Consider the following 17,892-nt stretch of genomic DNA (forward strand, 5'->3'; position numbering starts at 1 on the left):
ATGGACGGCGGGGACCTGACCTGGCTGATCATCACCCTGGTGCTCGCGGTGTGGGCGGTCACCGCGGTCGCGGTGTGCGTGTTCCGGGCGTTCTGGACGCTGCTGGCCGTGACCGTGCGGACGGCGGCCGCGGCACTCGGCCCGGTCGGCGCGGGCGCCCAGGACCGGCGGATCACCGGCGTCGGCACCGAACCCGCCCAGCCGTCGTACTGGGCGCGGCAGGTGTGGATCGACACGGCCGCCGTCACCGGCGCCGGACTGCGCACCCCGTGGCGGGTGTGGCGCGACCACTGGATGCGGCGGGTCACCGCCCGGCTCCTGCAGCGGCGCCGGCCCGGCAGCGGGCGGCGCGGGGCCAACGCGTTCACCCGGGCGTGGCTCTGGCTCGCCGCCCCCGGCACGGCCGTCGGCGCCACCGCCGCCGTGCTGCTCGTCGCCGCGGTGCACGGGACGGCGCTGCTCCTCTTCGTGACGCTGGTCGCGCTGGCGGGCGGCGGCTGGGCCGCCGCCGCCGGGCTGCTGCGCGGAGCCGAGCGGGCGTGGCTGCTGCTCTTCCGGATCCGGGCGGTCTGCCCGCACCCGGGCTGCCACCGGTCGGTGCCGCTCGCCGCCCACCGCTGCCCGGACTGCGCCCAGGCCACCCACCGGGAGCTGCGGCCCGGGCGGTACGGCGTCTTCCGGCACACCTGCGCGTGCGGCGCCCGGCTGCCCGCCTCGCCGCTCACCGGCCGGAACCGGCTCGCCGCCGAATGCCCCTTCTGCGACCAGCCGCTGCCGCCGGCCGCGGCGACCACCCGGGTCGTCCACGTGCCGCTGATCGGCGCCTCCTCCTCCGGCAAGACGATGCTGGTGGCGGCCGTCACGGCCGGACTGCGGTCGTGGGAGGCGAGCGGCCGGCTCACCCTCTCCCACGGCTCCGACGCCGACCGGGTCGAGAGCGCCGCGCTCGACCGGCGGCTGCGGGACGACGACTGGGCGCTGAAGACCCAGGGCGACCAGCGGGCCTGGATGGTCCTGGTCGGCAAGGGGCGGCGGCGCCGGCTGCTCTACCTGTACGACCCGATGGGCGAGGCGCTCCAGGAGGCCCGCCGGGTGCGCGAGCAGCAGTACCTCGCCCACGCCGACGGGGTCCTGCTCGTCGTGGACGTGCTCGCCGACCGGGACGTGCGGCAGCGGATCGCCGGCGCCGACGACACGGTCGCCGCCGGGGCGCGGCCCGCCGCGCAGGGGCCCGTCGACACCTTCGCCGGGCTCAGCGGCGAACTCACCGGACGGAGGGGAACGCTGCCCGTGGCCGTCGTCGTCACCAAACGGGACGTGCTGGACCGGATCGCGTCGCTGCCCCCCGCGGGCGCCGACGTCGGCGGCTGGCTGACCGCCATCGGCGTGGGCGACCTCGTCCGGAACGTCACCCACCAGTTCGGGGCCGCCCGCTACTGGACGGTCAGCGCCTTCGCCGCCACCGGCACCGGCGCCCTCGACTCCGAGGCCCGGCGGGCCGCCGAACCGGTGCTCTGGCTGCTCGCCCGGTCCGGGCTGCGGGTCGGCGACCTGGCCGGCGCGCGGGACGGCGGGACGGGGGTGCGCGGCCGATGACCACGGTCACCCCGCGGATCTCCCGCTGCCGGAAGGCCGTCCGCGTCCTGCTGTGGACGGCCACCGGCGTGGCCCTCGCGGCGGCGGCGCTCGGCGCGGCCTACGGGCTGCCCGGGCTGCTGGAAGCGATCGGCCGGCTCGCCGGCGACGTCCCCGCCCTCTGGGAGGAGCTGACGGCCGACGACCTCTGACCCGACCGCTTCCCCCGCCCCTCTCACCTTTCCGTTTCCTTGCTCTCCCGTTCCCAGGAGGACCTCGTGACCGACCTCCCCGGCGGCGCCATGGCGAACCGCCCGGTGCACTTCATCTGGCTGCTCGACACCTCGTACTCGATGCTCGGCGAGAAGATCGGGCAGCTCAACTACGCGATCCGGGAGGCGATCCCGGAGATGCAGTCGGTGGCCCGCGACAACCCCGCGGCCCAGCTCCTGCTGCGTACCCTCACCTTCTCGACCACCGCCCGCTGGCTCCACAAGGACCCGGTGGCGGTGGACTCCTTCACCTGGCAGGACGTGGCGCCCGACGGCACCACCAACCTCGGCGAGGCGCTGCACCTGGTCGCCGCCGAACTCCAGACCCCGCCCATGCCGGAGCGGGCCCTCAAGCCGGTGATCGCCCTGGTCTCCGACGGCGCCCCGACCGACGACTGGCGGGCCGGGCTGCGCGCCGTCGACGCCACCCCGTGGGGCCGGAAGGCCGTCCGGGTCGCCATCGCGATCGGCTCGGACGCCGACCGGGGCGTGCTCCAGGAGTTCCTGGCCAACCCGGAGCTGCGCCCGCTGGACGCCAACAGCCCCAAGCAGCTCGCCGCCGCGATCCGCTGGGCGTCGACGGCCGCCGTGAAGGCCGCGTCGCAGCCGGTCGCCGGCGGCGTCACGGGCGACGGCCCGACCCGGCCCGCCGCCCCCTACGCGCCGCCGGTCCTCGCCGACGACGACGAAGACGACGTGTGGTGAGCCCCCTGGCGGACTGGGAAACACTCTGCGAGAGCGTCCAGGGGTTCGGCAAGAAGGTCAACCAGGACTGGAGCGTGGCGGAGGGCACCGGCTCGGCGGCCGACCCGCTGGTCCTCACGGTGGCGGACGGGCACGGCTCGCCCTCGTACCCCCGCAGCAACGTGGGGGCGCGGTTCGCCGCCGACCGGTTCGTCGTCCGGGGCCGGGAGTTCGCCGCCGCCCTCGCCCCGGACCGGCGCACGGGCCGGCTGCGCCGGCTGCACGACTACGCCCGGTACGAGCTGCCGGAGCGGCTGGTGCGGGACTGGCAGACCGAGGTGTGGGAGCACTGGCGGCGGCAGCCGGGCCCCGAGGGGGCCGGCGCGTCCCGGGAGGACGTGCTGCGGCTGTACGGCTCCACGCTCGTGGGGGCCGTCGTGGTCCCCGGCCTGTTCGTCGCCTGGCAGCTGGGCGACGGCGAGCTGACGGTGGTGGACGAGGACGGTCGGGTGCGGCTGCCGCTCGCCCCGGAGCGGGCCGAACTCGGCGACGAGACGGCCTCGTTGTGCCTGCCGGAGGCGTGGCGGCTGGTCCGGGTGCACTGGGAGCCGCTGCCCGACCCGGAGCGGGGGCCCCGGCTGCTGGCGCTGTCGACGGACGGCCTGTCGAAGAGCTTCGCCTCGGACGCGGGGTTCACCGCGTTCACGGCGGGGCTGTACGAGCGGCTGGCCGGCGGGGGCGTGCCGGGGATCGCCGAGGACGTGCCGCGCTGGCTGGCGGAGGCGTCCCGGCACTCCGGCGACGACACCACGCTGGCGCTCGCCCACCGCGCGGAGCGGGCCGGCGGCCCGGGGCCGGGCTGGGCGCCGGCGCCGGAGGCGGCGCCGCCGTGGGGGCCTCCGGCGGCGGGGCCCGACGGGTCCGGCACGGCACCGGAGCCGGGTTCCGGGCCGGGGACCGGCGGCACTGTGAACGACGACGAGGAGACGGAACGACGATGAGTGGCATGCTCGACAGCGGGGACACCCTGACGACCGACACCGGGGAGACGCTGGTCGTCGACCGGCTCCTCGGCCAGGGCGGGCAGGGCGAGGTCTACCGGGTGACCCTGCCCGACGGCTCCGCGAAGGCGCTGAAGTGGTACTACCCGGACAGCGCGACCCCGCAGCAGCGGCAGGTCGTCGAGGACCTGGTGGCGCGGGACTTCCAGGACGACCGCTTCCTGTGGCCGACCGCGTTCGTCGGCGCCGCCCCGGACCGCTTCGGCTATCTGATGGACGTGCGGCCGGACCGCTTCCGGGGTCTGCCCGAGCTGTTCCGGCGGACGGTCACCACCACCTTCCGCGAGCTGCTGACGGCGTGCCTGTACACGGTGGAGGCGTACCAGGCGCTGCACTCGCGCGGGATCGCCTACCGGGACATCTCGTGGGGCAACATCTTCTTCGACCCGGCCACCGGCGAGGTGCTGGTCTGCGACAACGACAACGCGGTGGTGGAGGGCGACCAGAGCGGCATCTCCGGCACCATGGGCTTCATGGCGCCCGAGCTGGTGCGCGGCGACCCGGGGGCGATGCCCGGCACCCAGAGCGACCTGCACTCGCTGTCGGTGCTGCTGTTCATGTTCCTGACGAACCATCACCCCTTCAAGGGGGCCCGGGAGCTGGCGATCCGCTGCCTGGACGAGCACGCCGAGCGCCGGCTGTACGGGCGCGACCCGCTGTTCCTCTTCGATCCGGACGACCCGGACAACCGGCCGGACCCGGTGGAGCACACGACGGTGCTGGCGCTGTGGCCGCTGGTGCCCTCGTCGCTCCAGGACCTGTTCACGAAGAACTTCACGGTGGGGCTGCGGGAGCCGTCGGCCCGGGTCCGCGAGTCGCAGTGGCGGGACGCGCTGCGGGCGGCCCGGGACGCGGTCGTCGAGTGCCCGGCGTGCGGCCGGCAGAACATGACGGACCCCGGCACGGCGACCCCCGGCACCTGCTGGAAGGACGGCACGCCGCTGGTGCTGCCGCCGCGGCTGGTGGTCACCACCCCGCCGCCCCGCACGGAGCGGCACGTCCTGCTGGGGCGGGCGGCGCGGGTCCACCGGCACCACCTGGCGGCCGAGCCGACCCGGCACGACTACTCGGACGCCACCCTCGTCGCCGAGCTGGTCGAGCACCCGCGGAAGCCGGGCCGGTACGGGCTGACCAACCGCTCGGCCGAGGACTGGACCGGCACCCGCTCCGACGGCACGAGACAGCGGATCGCGCCCGGCCAGACGGTGCCGCTGCGCTCCGGCCTCGCGCTCGAACTCGCCGACGGCGCCCGGGCGGTGGTCCGGGCGCGCTGAGCGCGGGCCCGGGGGCCGGGCCGGTGCTCAGCCGCCGAGCAGTGCCATGATCCCCTGGACGAGCGCCATGCCGCCGCCGCCGACCGTCACGTACGGCTCGACGGCGGCGAGCGCGGTCCGCACCCGGCCCCGGTCGACGGCGCGCCCGTGGCTCTCGGCCTCGGCGAGTTCGTCGCGTACCGTCTCCGCCCGGGCCAGCACCTCGGCGCCGGCGGCCTGTTCGCGCAGCAGGGCGACCAGCTGCTCGGCGAGCTCGCGGGCGGTGACCTGCTCGGCGGGCTGGTGGTAGTGGTGGTTGGTGACCCGGTTGTCGTTGCCGAAGGCGTTGCCGCTGACCGGTCCGTTGAAGTTGAAGGTGTTGCTCATGGAGCGGGAGTCCCCTTTCCCTGGGCCCACTGGCCCCCGGTGTTCTGGACGACGTTCTGGGAGCCGAAGGCGTTCCCCTGCACGATCCCGTTGAAGTTGTACGTCGACGTCGTGTTGATGATCTGCTTCGTGGAGTCGAAGGACGCACTGTCGATGTGATGGGCCTTCAGGAACCGTTCGGTGGCGACGAGGATGCCGCCCTGGAGGCGCTGGAGGTAGTCCTGGGCGTCGGCCGCGTCGCTGAAGAGCATCTGCGCGTCGTCCGCGATCCGTTCGCGGATGCTGTCGGTGGCGCCGTGGTCGTACAGCAGGTTCTTCCGGGCGATGTCCTTGCGGGCGCGCTCCAGGGCCTTCTCGCGGTGGCGGCGGCCGGTGCGGCGGGCGCCGTTGCGGGACCAGGAGCCGGAGAGGCAGCGCCACCAGATGCCGTGGGTGCCGCGCAGCAGCGTCCGGGTCCGGTCGGAGCCGTGGGCGGGGAGGGTGGTGACGGTGTAGTAGCGGGCGGCCGGCGGCGGGATGACGAAGACCATGACCTCCCAGGAGAGGCTGGGGTGGTGGAGCCGGGCCCGCATGTGGACGGAGACCACGACCCGGCCGCCGTCGCTGATCCGCTCCAGGCTCAGGTAGGTGCGCATGCCGGCGCCGGGCCGGATCAGACCGGTGCGGACCCGGTCGGGGGCGATCTGGGCGCGCGGCCGGCCGAGCGGCTGTTCGAGGAGTTCGTCGCCGAGGTAGGCGAGGTGGTCGCCGGAGACGTACAGCCGGTTCCGGGCGCGCAGGCCCTCCAGGCCGGAGATGTTCTCCATCTCGCGGGCGACGAAGGTGTGCAGGTCGACGGCGTCGAAGGGGACGACGGTGAGTTTCCGTCCCGGGTTCGCGGGGTCGTCGGCGGGCTGGGACACGTCGATGGGGTGCCAGACGACGTCCTTGAGCTTCGCGCCGTGGCCGACGAACGGGTCCCGGTGGGCGGCGCTCGCGGCGTACGGGAGGACGTTCGCCTTGGCGAGGGCCCGCAGCCGGTCCTCGGCCTCGGTCTCCACGGCCGGGACCTGCCGCTCGGGGCGGGTGTCCTCCTGGTGGGCGCGCTGGGCGGCCCGCCAGGAGGCGTCGAGGTCGCGGTGGGTGACCCACCAGCCGCCCGCCAGCGCGCCCACGGCGACGGCGGCGCCGGTCCAGCCGGCGAGCGGTCCGGCGGCGAGCCCGGCCAGGCCCAGTACGACCCCGGCCCAGAAGGCGGTGTAGAGCAGCGACAGGACCCGGTCACGGGCCTCGGCGCGCCGGACGGCGACCCGCGCGTGCCGGGCGAGCGCCACCAGGTTGATCCCCAGCGGCAGCCCGATGGCGGTCATCCGGTCGCCGGTGAGCTCCGCGTCCATGCGGTACGCGAACGCGTCGTCGAGGTGGACGTGCGCGCACAGCTTCCGCGTCACCGCGTCCTTGCGGTACGTGGGCAGCGGAGCTGATCGGCGTGCGGCCATGCGGGTCCCCCTGATCCGTCACCGGACACCCTAGGGGGACCGCCGGGGCCGTGTCAGGCCCCTTCCGCGGGCTTCAGGCGGAGCGAGATCGAGTTGATGCAGTACCGCTGGTCGGTGGGGGTCGGGTAGCCCTCGCCCTCGAAGACGTGGCCCAGGTGGGAGCCGCAGCGGGCGCAGCGGACCTCCGTGCGGACCATGCCGTGGGAGGTGTCCGCGAGCAGTTCGACGGCGTCGCTGTCCTTCGGGTCGTAGAAGGACGGCCAGCCGCAGTGCGACTCGAACTTCTCGTGCGACGTGAACAGTTCGGCCCCGCAGGCGCGGCAGGAGTACACGCCCTCGGTCTTCGTGTCCGTGTACTCGCCGCGGAAGGCGGGCTCGGTGCCGGCCAGCCGGAGCACCTGGTACTCCGACGGGGTCAGCTGCGCCTGCCACTCCTCGTCGGTCTTCTCGACCTCGTACGCCATCGTGCGTCCACTCCCTCAGTTCGCCAGGCGGGCCAGGATCAGCGGACCGAGGTCCGTGACGTCGCCCGCGCCCATGGTCAGAACGAAGTCGCCGGGGCGGGCCATTCCCGCGATCACCCCGGGGACGGCGGTCTTGTCGTGGACCGGGGTGACGTCGGCGCCGGCCGCGCGGGCCGCGTCCAGGATGAGCTCGCTGGTGACGCCCGGGATCGGGTCCTCGCGGGCCGGGTAGATGTCGAGGACCACGGAGGCGTCGGCGAGGGCGAGGGCGTCGCCCATCTCCTTGCCGAGCTCCTGGGTGCGGGAGAAGAGGTGCGGCTGGAAGACGACGAGGAGGCGGGAGCCGGCGGCGGCGCCGCGCATGGCCTCCAGGTCGGCGGTCATCTCGGTCGGGTGGTGCGCGTACGAGTCGATGACCTGGACGCCGGCGGCCTCGCCCTTGAGCTGGAGGCGGCGGCCGACGCCGGTGTAGGCGGTGAGGGCCTGGGCGAGGGCGGCCGGGTCGAGGCCCGCGCGGGCGCCGGCGGCGAGGGCGGCGGCGGCGTTGTGCGCGTAGTGGCGGCCGGGGACGGAGACGGTGAAGGTGTGCGCGGTGCCGTCGAGGGCGACGGTGACCTCGCTCTTCATCCCGTTCGGGACGATCTTCAGGATGCGGGCGTCGGCGTCCGCGTCCTCGCCGACGGTGACGATCTCCAGGTCCTCGCGTCCGGCGGCGGCGACGCGGCGGGCCAGCTCGCGGGCGCCGGCGTGCTCGCCGACGACGAGGGTGCCGCCGGGGCGGAGCTTCGCGGCGAACTTCTCGAAGGACTCGTGGATCTCGTCCATGGAGGCGTAGTTCGCGTGGTGGTCGAGCTCGACGTTGAGGACGATCGCGACCTGCGGGTCGTACTTCTGGAAGCTGCGGTCGCTCTCGTCGGCCTCGGCGACGAAGACCTCGCCGGCGCCGTGCCGGGCGTTGGTGCCGGGGCCCGCGAGGTCGCCGCCGATCGCGTACGAGGGGTCGGCGCCGAGCTCGGTGAGGGCGACGGCCAGCATCGAGGTGGTGGTGGTCTTGCCGTGGGTGCCGGCGACGGCGATCGCGGTCAGGCCGTCCATGAGGGAGGCGAGCGCGTCGGAGCGGTGCACGACGGGGATGCCCAGTTCGGCGGCGCGGACCAGCTCGGGGTTGTCGGCGCGGATGGCGCTGGAGACGACGACGGCGGAGGCGTCGTCGGCGAGGTGCTCGGCGGCGTGGCCGAGGTGCACGGTGACGCCGTGGGCGCGCAGGGCCTCGGCGGTCGGGGAGTCCTTGGCGTCGCTGCCGGCGACTTTGGCGCCGCGCTGGGCGAGGATCTTCGCGATGCCCGACATTCCGGCACCGCCGATGCCGATGAAGTGCGGCCGTTCCATGGCGGCAGGGATGGCGGGTGCCATGCGGTTCTCTCCCCGGGTGTGCGTACGACGTGACGGTCCCAGCCTAGTGGCTGGGACCGGGCGGGCCGGGAACGCGGCGCGCGTCCCCCTTGCCCGCCCGGGCCCGGCCGCCCGCCGGCTACTCGCTGTGCGCGAACAGCTTCAGGACGGGCACGCCGACCTTGTGTCGGGCGCGGGAGGCCCAGTCGCGGTGGAAGAACTCCTCCACGTAGTGCGGGGCGGTCAGGACGATCACCTCGTCCGCCTCCGCCTCCTCGACGACGGCCTTCATCTTGTCGAGGGGGTGGTCCTCGACCACCTGTCCGACCGCTTCGCAGCCCGCCGCTCTCAGGGCCCGGAGCGAGTGCTCCAGGGCCAGCTCGGCGGGCTCGCGGGCCTCCTTCCCCTCCGGTTCGTCGCCCTCCCTGGCCGCCTCCTTGAGGTCGCCCATGGCGACGTCGTCGATGGCGCGCAGCAGGAGATCGGCCTGGTCACCGCGCGGCTGCATCAGCACGATGAAGGACACGGTCTCGTCGCCGTGCAGGGTGGTGACGAATTCCACGTCCACGGACGTCAGGGGCTTCTCGATCATCAGAACGCTTGTGAACACCTCAGGAGCCCTTCTGCGGAAACCATCCTTCCCCGTGATCACACGGGGACTGCGACTGTGATTGTGCCCAGCCGACGCTAAGCGGAACGAGAAGTTCCGCCGATTGTCAGATCCGACGGTAGCGGCTGAAGAGGAAGCCGTCCTGCTCCAGCAGAGAAGCCAGCCCAAAGCGTGTCGGACGCGTGAGCGAGGGCCCGTGGGCGATGCGCTGGGCGTCCCCCGCCGTCATCGCCGGAGAGACCGTCAGACACAGCTCGTCGAGCACCCCGGCGGCGGTGAACTGGCCGAGCAGCCGGGGCCCGCCCTCGGTCAGCTGCCGCCGCAGCCCCCGCTCCGCGAGCAGCGCCACCGCCCGCGCCGGGTCCACCGCCGCCCCGTCGCCGGCGAGCAGCACCTCGGCCCCGGCGGCCCGCGCGGCCTCGATCCGGTCGGCCGGGGCGCCCGCGCCGGTGAGGACCAGCGTCGGGACCAGCGGGGAGGTGAACAGGGGGAGCGCGAAGTCCAGGTCGAGCGAAGCGGTGACGACCGCGATCGCGGGCGCGGGGCCCTGTCCGGCCGCGGCCCGCCGCCCGGCGAACACCTCCCGTGCCCGGGCCGGCCGGTACCCCTCCAGACGGACCGTCTCCGCCCCCACCACCACGACGTCGGCGAGGCCCCGGAGGGTGCCGAAGATCCGCATGTCGGCCTCGGAGGAGAGCGGCTGCGAGCGGCCCTCGTGCTGGCCGGCCCCGTCGAGCGAGGAGACCATGTTGGCCCGCAGCCAGCGCTCCTCCCCCTCCGGATACGCGTAGGCGTCGGCCAGCTCGTCGAGGGACCACTCCCGGCCGGCGTCCGCGTCGCTGACCTGGGTCTTCGAGGCTGTCATGTCCGTCACAGGGAAGAGCTGTCGCATGCCCGCAGTCTGACACGGCCCTTACAGTGGGGAACTGTGTCGACCCGTGCCCTGAACGAAGCCGCCCCCGCAGCGGCGACCCCGCTCTCGCTGTGCGCGCGCGAGCCCCACGTCCCCGCCGACCGGCTGGTCGCGGAGATGGTCCCGCCGCCGCGCTTCGACGCGGTGCGCTTCGACACGTACCTCCCGGACCCGAACCAGCCCAGCCAGTCCGAGGCCGTCAAGGTCCTCTCCGGCTTCGCCGAGTCCCTCGGCGGCGCGCACGCGACCGGCGCCGGCCGGCGCCGCTGGTTCGCCCGCAGGCCCGCCGCCCCCGCCGCCCCGCGCGGCGTCTACCTCGACGGCGGCTACGGCGTCGGCAAGACCCACCTGCTCGCCTCGCTCTGGCACGCCACGCCCGCCGAGCCCGCGCTCAAGGCGTTCGGCACCTTCGTGGAGCTGACGAACCTGGTCGGCGCGCTCGGCTTCCAGAAGACCGTGCAGACGCTGAGCGGGCACCGCCTCCTGTGCATCGACGAGTTCGAACTGGACGACCCGGGCGACACCGTCCTCGTCTCCAGCCTGCTCGGCAAGCTCGTCGAGGCCGGCGTGGCGCTCGCCGCCACCTCGAACACGCTGCCGGGCAAGCTCGGCGAGGGCCGCTTCGCCGCCGCCGACTTCCTCCGCGAGATCCAGGGGCTCTCCGCGCACTTCCGGCCGCTGCGGATCGACGGCGAGGACTACCGCCACCGGGGCCTGCCCGAGGCCCCCGCGCCCCACTCCGACCAGGTCGTCACGGAGACCGCGTACCGCGTCCCGGGCGCCTCCCTGGACGACTTCCCGCACCTGCTCGGCCACCTGGCCAAGGTCCACCCGAGCCGGTACGGCGCCCTCACCGACGACCTGACGGCGGTCTGCCTCACCGACGTCGGCCCGATCCCGGACCAGTCGACCGCGCTGCGGCTCGTCGTCCTCGCCGACCGCCTCTACGACCGCGAGATACCGGTCCTCGCCTCCGGACTCCCGTTCGACCGCCTGTTCAGCGACGAGATGCTGAACGGCGGCTACCGCAAGAAGTACTTCCGGGCCATCTCCCGGCTCACGGCCCTGGCACGGGACGCAAAGGGGCTCGTGGCGCAGTAGGTTGGGGGCCATACCCGATCGAAAGGGAGCCACCATGGCCACCGTCCGTCACGCCCACACCGTCTGGCAGGGCGACCTCCTCAAGGGCTCCGGCGTCGTCACGCTCGACTCCTCCGGGCTCGGCTCGTACGACGTCTCCTGGCCGGCCCGCGCCGAGGAGCCGAACGGCAAGACCAGCCCCGAGGAGCTCATCGCCGCCGCGCACTCCTCCTGCTTCTCCATGGCCTTCTCCAACGGCCTGGCCAAGGCGGGCAACCCGCCCACCCGCCTGGAGACCAAGGCCGACGTCACGTTCCAGCCGGGCGAGGGCATCACCGGCATCCACCTCACCGTGCGCGGCGAGGTCCCCGGCCTGGACGCGGACCAGTTCCGGTCGCTCGCCGAGGACGCCAAGAAGAACTGCCCGGTCAGCCAGGCGCTCACCGGCACCACGATCACCCTGACGGCCGAGCTGGCCTGACCCTCCCTCACCTGCCGCCGCAGGGGTCGGAATTGCGCCATCCGAGGCGCCGTGGACCCGCGCCATGGCATCACGCGGACCCCCGCGTGGTACATCAAGCGGGTCCACACCTCCTCCGGCGGGAAGGCCCCCCATGGCAGTGACACGACGTCAGATCCTGGCCCGCACCGGTGCGTCCGTCGCCGGGATCGCCTTCACCGGCGCGCTCGCCGACCTCTTCGCCGGCTCCCCCGCCGAGGCCGCGCCGCGCGGCGGCTACGGCCCGCTGCTCCCCGACCCGGCCGGCCTGCTCGACCTCCCCGCCGGCTTCTCGTACCGGGTCCTCTCCCGCGAGGGCGACCCGCTCCGCTCCGGCGAGGGCCGGGTCCCCGGCCGCTGCGACGGCATGAGCGCGTTCGCCGGCCCGCGCGGCGGCGTCCGCCTCGTCCGCAACCACGAGAACCGCCCCGACGCGCCCCTCGCCGTCCCGCACACCCCCGGCCTGGTCTACGACCGCGGCGCCAGGGGCGGCTGCACCGTCCTCGGCCTCGACCCGCACGGCGACCCGCTCCCGGGCGCGGCCGGCGAGCGCGTCGGCATCGCCGGCACCGCCGTCAACTGCGCGGGCGGCCCGACCCCCTGGGGCACCTGGCTGACCTGCGAGGAGACCGAGGACACGGCGGGCAGCAAGGGGTACGAGAAGGACCACGGCTTCGTCTTCGAGGTCGACCCGGCCGACCCGCACCGCACCGGGGCCGTCCCGCTCACCGCCCTCGGCCGCTTCGCGCACGAGGCCGTCGCCGTCGACCCGTACACCGGGATCGTCTACGAGACGGAGGACGCCTTCGAGCGCCCCTTCGGCCTCTTCTACCGCTTCCTCCCGGAGCGCCCCCTCGGCGGCACCGGCGCGCTGCGCGCGGGCGGCACCCTGGAGGCCCTGCGGGTGCCCGGCGTGCCCGACCTGTCGGTCGTGCAGGAGGCCGGGACCGTCTTCCGCGGCGTCGAGTGGGTGCCGGTGCCGGACCCGCAGGCGACGTCGACGCCCATCCGGTTCCAGGACTTCGGGCCGGGCGGCATCACCCACGCGCAGAAGCTGGAGGGCTGCTACTGGGGCGGCCGGTGCGTGTACTTCGTCTCCTCCTTCGCCCGGACCTCCGACGGCTCCGGCGCCACCCACTTCGGGCAGGTGTGGAAGTACGACCCGCACCTGCGGCGGCTCACCCTCGCCGTCGTCTTCGGCCCCGACACCGACGTCCGGCTGCCCGGCGAGTCCCCCGACAACATCTGCCTCGCCCCCACCGGCGGCCTGATGGTCTGCGAGGACGGCGACGGCGCCCAGCACGTCTTCGGGGTGAGCCGGCAGGGCGAGGTGTACGCGGTCGCCCGCAACCGCCGCGACATCGGCGAGCCGGGCGCCCCCGAGTGGGGCGAGTTCGCCGGCGTCACCTTCTCCCCCGACGGCGGGACGATGTACGTGAACTGCTACACGCCCGGCACCACCTTCGCCGTCACCGGCCCCTGGCGCTGACGGACGCCGGCGCGCTCGCGGCCCGGGCGCATCCGGCGCAGGATCGGGGGAAGGCGAGCGGCACGGCGGCGGAAGGGGCGCACGGTGGCGAAGAAGCACGGCGGGACGAAGGACGAGGCGCCGGGGGACGGCGCGTCCGGGGGCCGGGCGCCGGAGGACCGCGGCGGGCCGGACGGGTCGCTCGGCGCGGCGCTGCGGCTCCCGCCGGGCGAGCCCGTCGACCTGTCCGCGTACGACCCCCGGGCCACCCCCCGCACCCCGGACGGCGGCCCCGACCGCAAGGCCGCCGGGATCGCCGCCACCGCCGCCCTCGGCCCCCGGCTCGCCGACCTCCAGGAGCGGCTGTACGCGGCGAGCACGGCCGGCGACCGGCGGCGGCTGCTGCTGGTCCTCCAGGGCATGGACACCAGCGGCAAGGGCGGCACGGTCAAGCACGTCATCGGGCACTTCAACCCGTCCGGCTGCCGGATCCGCGCCTTCAAGGCGCCGACGCCGGAGGAGCGCGCCCACCCCTTCCTGTGGCGGGTCACCCGGTCGCTGCCGCTGCCGGGCGAGATCGGCATCTTCGACCGCTCGCACTACGAGGACGTGCTGATCGCCCGGGTCCGCGAACTGGTCCCGCGCGAGGAGGTGGAGCGGCGGTACGAGGAGATCGCCCGGTTCGAGCGCGCGCTCGCCGACGACGGGGTGACGGTCGTGAAGGTCTTCCTGCACCTGTCGTACGAGGAGCAGCGCAGCCGGCTCCTGGAGCGCCTGGACAACCCGGAGAAGCACTGGAAGTTCGACCCGTCCGACATCGAGGAGCGGATGCGCTGGCCCGCGTACCAGGAGGCGTACCAGCTGGCCATGGAGCGCTGCTCGGCGCCGGAGACGCCCTGGTACGTGGTCCCGGCGGACCGCAAGTGGTACCGGAACTGGGCGGTGAGCACGCTGCTGCTGGAGCACCTGGAGGCGATGGACCCGCAGTACCCGCCGGGCGGCTTCGACGTGGCGGAGTGCCGTCGGCGGCTGCTCGCGACCTGAGCGACCGGTCGCCGACGACCGGCGGGGGCGACCGGCGGGGGCGACCTGGGGGGCGACCGGCCGGGGGCGGCTGACGGCCTGACGGGTGACGTGGCGCGGCGCGCACCGGGGTCCGCCCCCTGAGCTTCACATGTGATCGGATAACTTCCGTTCGTGACCTTTTCTGTACGTAAAGTGGCGGCTCTCGGTCTGCTGGGCGCCGCCCTCGCCGGCTGCGGCGCGGGCGCCGGGACCCCCTCCCCGCCGTCCGCGCGCACGGCGACCGCCTCCCCCGCGACGACGGCGCCGCCGACCGCCGCCCCCGGCGCCCGGCCCGCGAAGCCGGCGCCGGCCGCACGGGCCGCCGTGCCGACGATGGCGGCCGGGCCCCAGGGCCGCACGCCCGTCTACGAGCGGCGGACCGGCGGCGGCGAGAAGGTCGTCGCGCTCACCTTCGACGCCGACATGACCGCCGACCAGGGCCCCCGGGCGGCGCGCGGCGAGCGCTTCGACAACCCCGGGCTCATCGCGACCCTGCGGCGGCTGAAGGTGGACGCGACGGTCTTCATGACCGGCCGCTGGGCGGAGGAGTACCCCGACCAGGCCCGGTCCATCGGCACCGACCCGCGCTTCGAGATCGCCAACCACTCCTACAGCCACTACGCCTTCGCCGAGCCCTGCTACGGCCTGCCGGCCGTCGCCGAGCCGGACATGGCGGCGGACGTGCAGCGCGCCTTCGACGCCTTCCGGGACGCCGGCGCCGTCAACGTCGTGCCGTACTTCCGCTTCCCCGGCGGCTGCTACGACGACACCGCCCTGCACGCCCTCGCCCCGGCCCGGGTCACGGCCGTGCAGTGGGACGTGGTCGGCGGGGACGCCTTCGCGAAGGACCCGGACGCGGTGGCGGAGCAGGTGCTCTCCGGCGTCCGCCCCGGCTCGCTGGTGGTCCTCCACTGCACCCGCAGCGCCGCCCCCGCCACCGAGCGGGCGATCCGGCGGATCGTCCCCGAACTCCGCGCCAGGGGCTACCGCTTCGTCAAGGTCTCCGAGCTGATGCGCGCGGGCTGAGCGGCCGGCCCCGCCCGAGCCCGCCGGGCCGTTCAGCCCGCGCGGAGCGCCGCCAGCCGCGCGAGGTCGTCGCGGGCGGTCCTCCGCTCGTCGGCGGAGAGCGGCACGGCGCCGGCCCGCGCCAGCGCCGCCGCGGCCGTCTCCTCGTCGCCGCGCCGCCGGGCCACGTCCGCGCTCAGCACCAGGAGGCGCAGCAGCTCGACGGGGGCGGGGCGTTCGCTCCGCGGGCGGAGCGCCCGGTCGATGACCCGCGCGGCGGCGGCCAGGTCCTCCTTGGAGTCGGCGAGCAGGGTCGCGTGGTGGAGGGCGCGGGCGAAGGTGCCGACCGGCGCGGGGTCGTGGTGGACGTCGTCCGCGATCCGCTGCCCGACGCGGAGACAGTTGCCGGCCGGGTCGGTGAGCAGGAACTGCCGCATCCCGTACGCCATGTCCCGGAGCGCCCCGAGGCGCGGCAGCCCCCGGACGGGGATCCGCCCGTACGCCTCCTTGAGCCCGGCGCGGAAGGCGGCGTACAGCGCGTCGACGTCGTCGGTGACGACGTAGCAGGTGCTCATCGAGGTGGCGGGGTCGTGGTGCCGCACCCCGAAGAACTGGAGTTCGAGGGCGCCGCGGGCGACGGCGGCGTAGGGGTTGGGGCTCTTCTGCAGGTAGGTGGTCTCGAATCCGAGGGCGGTGTAGAAGTCCAGGACGGGCTGGAGGGTGCGGCAGGGCAGGATCGGAACGGTTCGCTCGGCCATGCGCCCCAGACTACTCAAATTTGACTAGTGCGCCAGTGCTTTGCGGAGAAGGGCCCGTGCGGGGCGACGGGGGTCAGCCGGAGCAGGCGGTGCGCTCGGCCTCCCGCCACTCGCAGACCGGGCACAGCACGACGCCCTTGACCGACTCCGCGTACTCCGTCGGCTCCAGGCACAGCACGCACCGCGCGTACGGCCCCTCGGCCGCCTTCGGAGGGCGCGGCGCGGGCTCGGGGGTGCAGAAGGCACCGGATTCCGTGGTCATGCCACCGAGGCTACTCCGCGCCCGGGGCGCCGCGGCGGCGTCATTCCAGGCGCGCGGTCGCCCGGCAGGAGACCGCCGCCGCCCCGGCGGCGAGGAGCACGGCGGCGGCGCAGGCGGCCCACGGCGGGCGGGCCGCGCCCTCGGCGGCGACCAGGGCGGTGGCCGCGTGCTTCGCCGGCGAGCCGGTGGTCACCAGGGCGAGCAGCGAGCCGAGGAGCAGCACGGCCACCGACCAGCCCGGGGGCCGCACGAACGGCCGGGAGGCGAGCGCTCCGACCGCCCCGCCGGTCAGCGCGCAGGCCGTGGTGGCCAGGAGCCCGGCGAGCAGGGCGGCCGGGCCGCTCGTCCCGGCGAGGCCGCCGGTGGCGGTCACCGCGCCCGCCGCGACCGCCCCGGCGAGCGCCGGCCAGCCGGCGCCGGTGACCAGCGCGGCGAGGTGCGCGCGGGACCGGCCCCCGGCCGCGGCGGCCACCGCCCGGGCGGCGGCCGGCTCCTGCGTCAGACAGATCCGCACCGTCCAGGCCGCGACCGGCAGCAGGCCGGCCGCCGCGATGCCGAGCGACCCGAGGACGGGGTCGCCGGGCCGGACGCCGACGGCGACCAGGGCCGCGTACGCGAGCAGCGGGGCCAGCCACCGCTGGGAGCGGAGGAGAAGGGCGGAGTGGTACCGCAGCAGCGCCGTCACGCCCGCTCCCCTTCCGCGCCGCCGGGCTCGACGCGGCGCACGTGCCAGGAGGCGGCCAGCAGCACGCGCAGCAGGTCGTCGGAGGCGGCGGCGTCCACGCGGAACAGCGTGCCGCCGGCCGTCGCGGCCCGGGTGGCCCCGCCGGGCAGCGGGTCGGGCAGCGGCAGCCCCCCGGAGGCGACGACACGCACCACGCCCCGCGCCGCCGGCCGTAACACCGCCTGCTCCCCCGCCCCGACCCCGGCGGGTGCTGGAGCCCCCGGCTCCGCCCGCACCCGCCCGTCCTCGACGCGCAGGGTCGTGTCCGCCTCGCCCGCCAGCCGGCGCGGGTCGTGGTCGACGAAGAGGACCGCGGCGCCGGCCGCGACCCGCTCGCGCACCGCCCGGTCCAGCTCCGCGCGCGCCTCCGCGTCCAGGCCCGTCCACGCCTCGTCGAGGACGAGCAGCGCGGGCCCGGCGAGCAGCGCCTGCGCGACCGCCACCTTCTGCGCGCTGCCCTTCGACAGACCCGCGAGGGCCGTCCCGGCGTACGCGCCCGCCCCGAACCGCTCCAGCCACTCCCCCGCCCGGGCCCGGGCCTCCGCGCCGCCGAGGCCCTGGAGGCGGCCCAGGTGGACGAGGTAGCCGAGGGCGGTGAAGGGCAGGGCGGGCGGGAAGCGCTCGGGGACGTACGCGGTGCGGGCCGGGCGGCCGGTGATCCGGCCCTCGGCGGGGGCGTCGACCCCGGCGACCAGGCGCAGCAGCGTCGACTTGCCGGTGCCGTTCGCGCCGGTGGCCCGCACGAGCCGGCCGGGGGCCAGTTCCACGTCGACGCCGCGCAGCACCCACGGGCCGCGCGCGCCGTACCGGCGCCCGACCCCCGCGAGCCGTACGGGCCGCCGCTCCGCCACCGTCGTCGTCATGCCGCCGATCCTCGCCCGGCCGCCGCCCCGGCCACAAGATCGGACGGCGGCGACGGCCCGCGGGGCGGTGGCAGACTTG

At 75.4% G+C, this 17,892-nt stretch carries 20 protein-coding genes; 10 read left to right on the forward strand and 10 right to left on the reverse strand.

The annotated features are described in order from the left end of the window. The 5 genes from ACFVQZ_RS11065 to ACFVQZ_RS11085 all read left to right on the forward strand — a co-directional run bounded on the left by ACFVQZ_RS11065 (position 1) and on the right by ACFVQZ_RS11085 (position 4,866). Entirely contained in the window at positions 1-1,596 is a 1,596-nt protein-coding gene (locus ACFVQZ_RS11065) for a hypothetical protein (RefSeq protein ID WP_383621139.1), read from the forward strand. Beyond that, a complete protein-coding gene (locus ACFVQZ_RS11070) occupies positions 1,593-1,787 on the forward strand; it encodes a hypothetical protein (RefSeq protein WP_030494592.1) in 195 nt (64 codons plus the stop codon). Before ACFVQZ_RS11065 ends, ACFVQZ_RS11070 begins: the two co-directional genes overlap by 4 nt. Before the next feature lie 90 nt (positions 1,788-1,877). Continuing rightward, positions 1,878-2,552 (forward strand): tellurium resistance protein, encoded by a 675-nt coding sequence (locus tag ACFVQZ_RS11075; protein ID WP_030494593.1) that lies wholly within the window; start codon positions 1,878-1,880, stop codon positions 2,550-2,552. Continuing rightward, positions 2,546-3,532: a PP2C family serine/threonine-protein phosphatase gene (locus ACFVQZ_RS11080; protein ID WP_383621141.1), complete on the forward strand. Its 987-nt coding sequence runs from the start codon at positions 2,546-2,548 to the stop codon at positions 3,530-3,532. The genes ACFVQZ_RS11075 and ACFVQZ_RS11080 overlap by 7 nt, the downstream gene beginning before the upstream one ends. After that, the gene (locus ACFVQZ_RS11085) at positions 3,529-4,866 is read left to right on the forward strand and encodes a protein kinase (protein WP_383621143.1); all 1,338 of its coding nucleotides are present in this window, start codon (positions 3,529-3,531) and stop codon (positions 4,864-4,866) included. Before ACFVQZ_RS11080 ends, ACFVQZ_RS11085 begins: the two co-directional genes overlap by 4 nt. Positions 4,867-4,893: 27 nt before the next feature. On the opposite strand, the gene ACFVQZ_RS11090 is transcribed toward ACFVQZ_RS11085, so the two are convergent. The 6 genes from ACFVQZ_RS11090 to ACFVQZ_RS11115 all read right to left on the reverse strand — a co-directional run bounded on the left by ACFVQZ_RS11090 (position 4,894) and on the right by ACFVQZ_RS11115 (position 10,068). Next, the gene (locus ACFVQZ_RS11090; RefSeq protein ID WP_383621145.1) at positions 4,894-5,232 is read right to left on the reverse strand and encodes a hypothetical protein; all 339 of its coding nucleotides are present in this window, start codon (positions 5,230-5,232) and stop codon (positions 4,894-4,896) included. Then, entirely contained in the window at positions 5,229-6,710 is a 1,482-nt protein-coding gene (locus ACFVQZ_RS11095) for a hypothetical protein (RefSeq protein WP_383621147.1), read from the reverse strand. Before ACFVQZ_RS11095 ends, ACFVQZ_RS11090 begins: the two co-directional genes overlap by 4 nt. Before the next feature lie 53 nt (positions 6,711-6,763). Beyond that, complete coding sequence (gene msrB, locus ACFVQZ_RS11100; RefSeq protein ID WP_030494598.1) at positions 6,764-7,174, reverse strand: peptide-methionine (R)-S-oxide reductase MsrB; 411 nt, start codon at positions 7,172-7,174, stop codon at positions 6,764-6,766. A gap of 15 nt (positions 7,175-7,189) precedes the next feature. Continuing rightward, complete coding sequence (murC, locus tag ACFVQZ_RS11105; protein ID WP_383621149.1) at positions 7,190-8,587, reverse strand: UDP-N-acetylmuramate--L-alanine ligase; 1,398 nt, start codon at positions 8,585-8,587, stop codon at positions 7,190-7,192. 118 nt (positions 8,588-8,705) lie between these two features. Beyond that, on the reverse strand, positions 8,706-9,176 hold the full coding sequence (locus tag ACFVQZ_RS11110) for an indole-3-glycerol phosphate synthase (RefSeq protein ID WP_383621151.1): 471 nt from the start codon (positions 9,174-9,176) through the stop codon (positions 8,706-8,708). Positions 9,177-9,282: 106 nt separating this feature from the next. Beyond that, positions 9,283-10,068, reverse strand: a complete 786-nt coding sequence (locus ACFVQZ_RS11115; protein ID WP_383621153.1) for a pyrimidine reductase family protein — start codon at positions 10,066-10,068, stop codon at positions 9,283-9,285. Between the two features lie 36 nt (positions 10,069-10,104). Between ACFVQZ_RS11115 and zapE the strand changes: the two genes are divergently transcribed. The 5 genes from zapE (at position 10,105) to ACFVQZ_RS11140 (ending at position 15,227) form a co-directional block, all read left to right on the forward strand. Further along, positions 10,105-11,190 (forward strand): cell division protein ZapE, encoded by a 1,086-nt coding sequence (gene zapE / locus ACFVQZ_RS11120; RefSeq protein WP_383621155.1) that lies wholly within the window; start codon positions 10,105-10,107, stop codon positions 11,188-11,190. A 34-nt stretch (positions 11,191-11,224) separates the two neighbouring features. Continuing rightward, positions 11,225-11,650, forward strand: coding sequence for an OsmC family protein (locus ACFVQZ_RS11125; protein WP_030494603.1), 426 nt, complete (start codon positions 11,225-11,227; stop codon positions 11,648-11,650). Between the two features lie 133 nt (positions 11,651-11,783). After that, on the forward strand, positions 11,784-13,157 hold the full coding sequence (locus tag ACFVQZ_RS11130) for an alkaline phosphatase PhoX (RefSeq protein WP_383621157.1): 1,374 nt from the start codon (positions 11,784-11,786) through the stop codon (positions 13,155-13,157). Positions 13,158-13,241: 84 nt separating this feature from the next. Beyond that, positions 13,242-14,180, forward strand: coding sequence for a PPK2 family polyphosphate kinase (locus ACFVQZ_RS11135; protein ID WP_383621159.1), 939 nt, complete (start codon positions 13,242-13,244; stop codon positions 14,178-14,180). A gap of 174 nt (positions 14,181-14,354) precedes the next feature. After that, positions 14,355-15,227 carry a polysaccharide deacetylase family protein gene (locus ACFVQZ_RS11140; RefSeq protein ID WP_036414652.1) on the forward strand — a complete coding sequence of 291 codons (873 nt, stop codon included), beginning with the start codon at positions 14,355-14,357 and terminating at the stop codon, positions 15,225-15,227. A gap of 32 nt (positions 15,228-15,259) precedes the next feature. Here the strand turns inward: ACFVQZ_RS11140 and ACFVQZ_RS11145 are convergent, their stop codons facing one another. The 4 genes from ACFVQZ_RS11145 to ACFVQZ_RS11160 all read right to left on the reverse strand — a co-directional run bounded on the left by ACFVQZ_RS11145 (position 15,260) and on the right by ACFVQZ_RS11160 (position 17,813). Next, positions 15,260-15,964, reverse strand: coding sequence for a bleomycin resistance protein (locus tag ACFVQZ_RS11145; RefSeq protein ID WP_383621162.1), 705 nt, complete (start codon positions 15,962-15,964; stop codon positions 15,260-15,262). Between the two features lie 73 nt (positions 15,965-16,037). Next, positions 16,038-16,226 (reverse strand): hypothetical protein, encoded by a 189-nt coding sequence (locus ACFVQZ_RS11150; protein ID WP_030494608.1) that lies wholly within the window; start codon positions 16,224-16,226, stop codon positions 16,038-16,040. A 40-nt stretch (positions 16,227-16,266) separates the two neighbouring features. Next, positions 16,267-16,911 (reverse strand): ABC transporter, encoded by a 645-nt coding sequence (locus ACFVQZ_RS11155; protein ID WP_383621164.1) that lies wholly within the window; start codon positions 16,909-16,911, stop codon positions 16,267-16,269. Next, positions 16,908-17,813: an ATP-binding cassette domain-containing protein gene (locus tag ACFVQZ_RS11160; protein WP_383621166.1), complete on the reverse strand. Its 906-nt coding sequence runs from the start codon at positions 17,811-17,813 to the stop codon at positions 16,908-16,910. Before ACFVQZ_RS11160 ends, ACFVQZ_RS11155 begins: the two co-directional genes overlap by 4 nt. Between the last annotated feature and the right edge of the window lie 79 nt (positions 17,814-17,892).

Origin of the sequence: Streptomyces sp. NPDC057854 (genome assembly GCF_042797055.1) — a bacterium.
Taxonomy (GTDB): domain Bacteria; phylum Actinomycetota; class Actinomycetes; order Streptomycetales; family Streptomycetaceae; genus Streptomyces.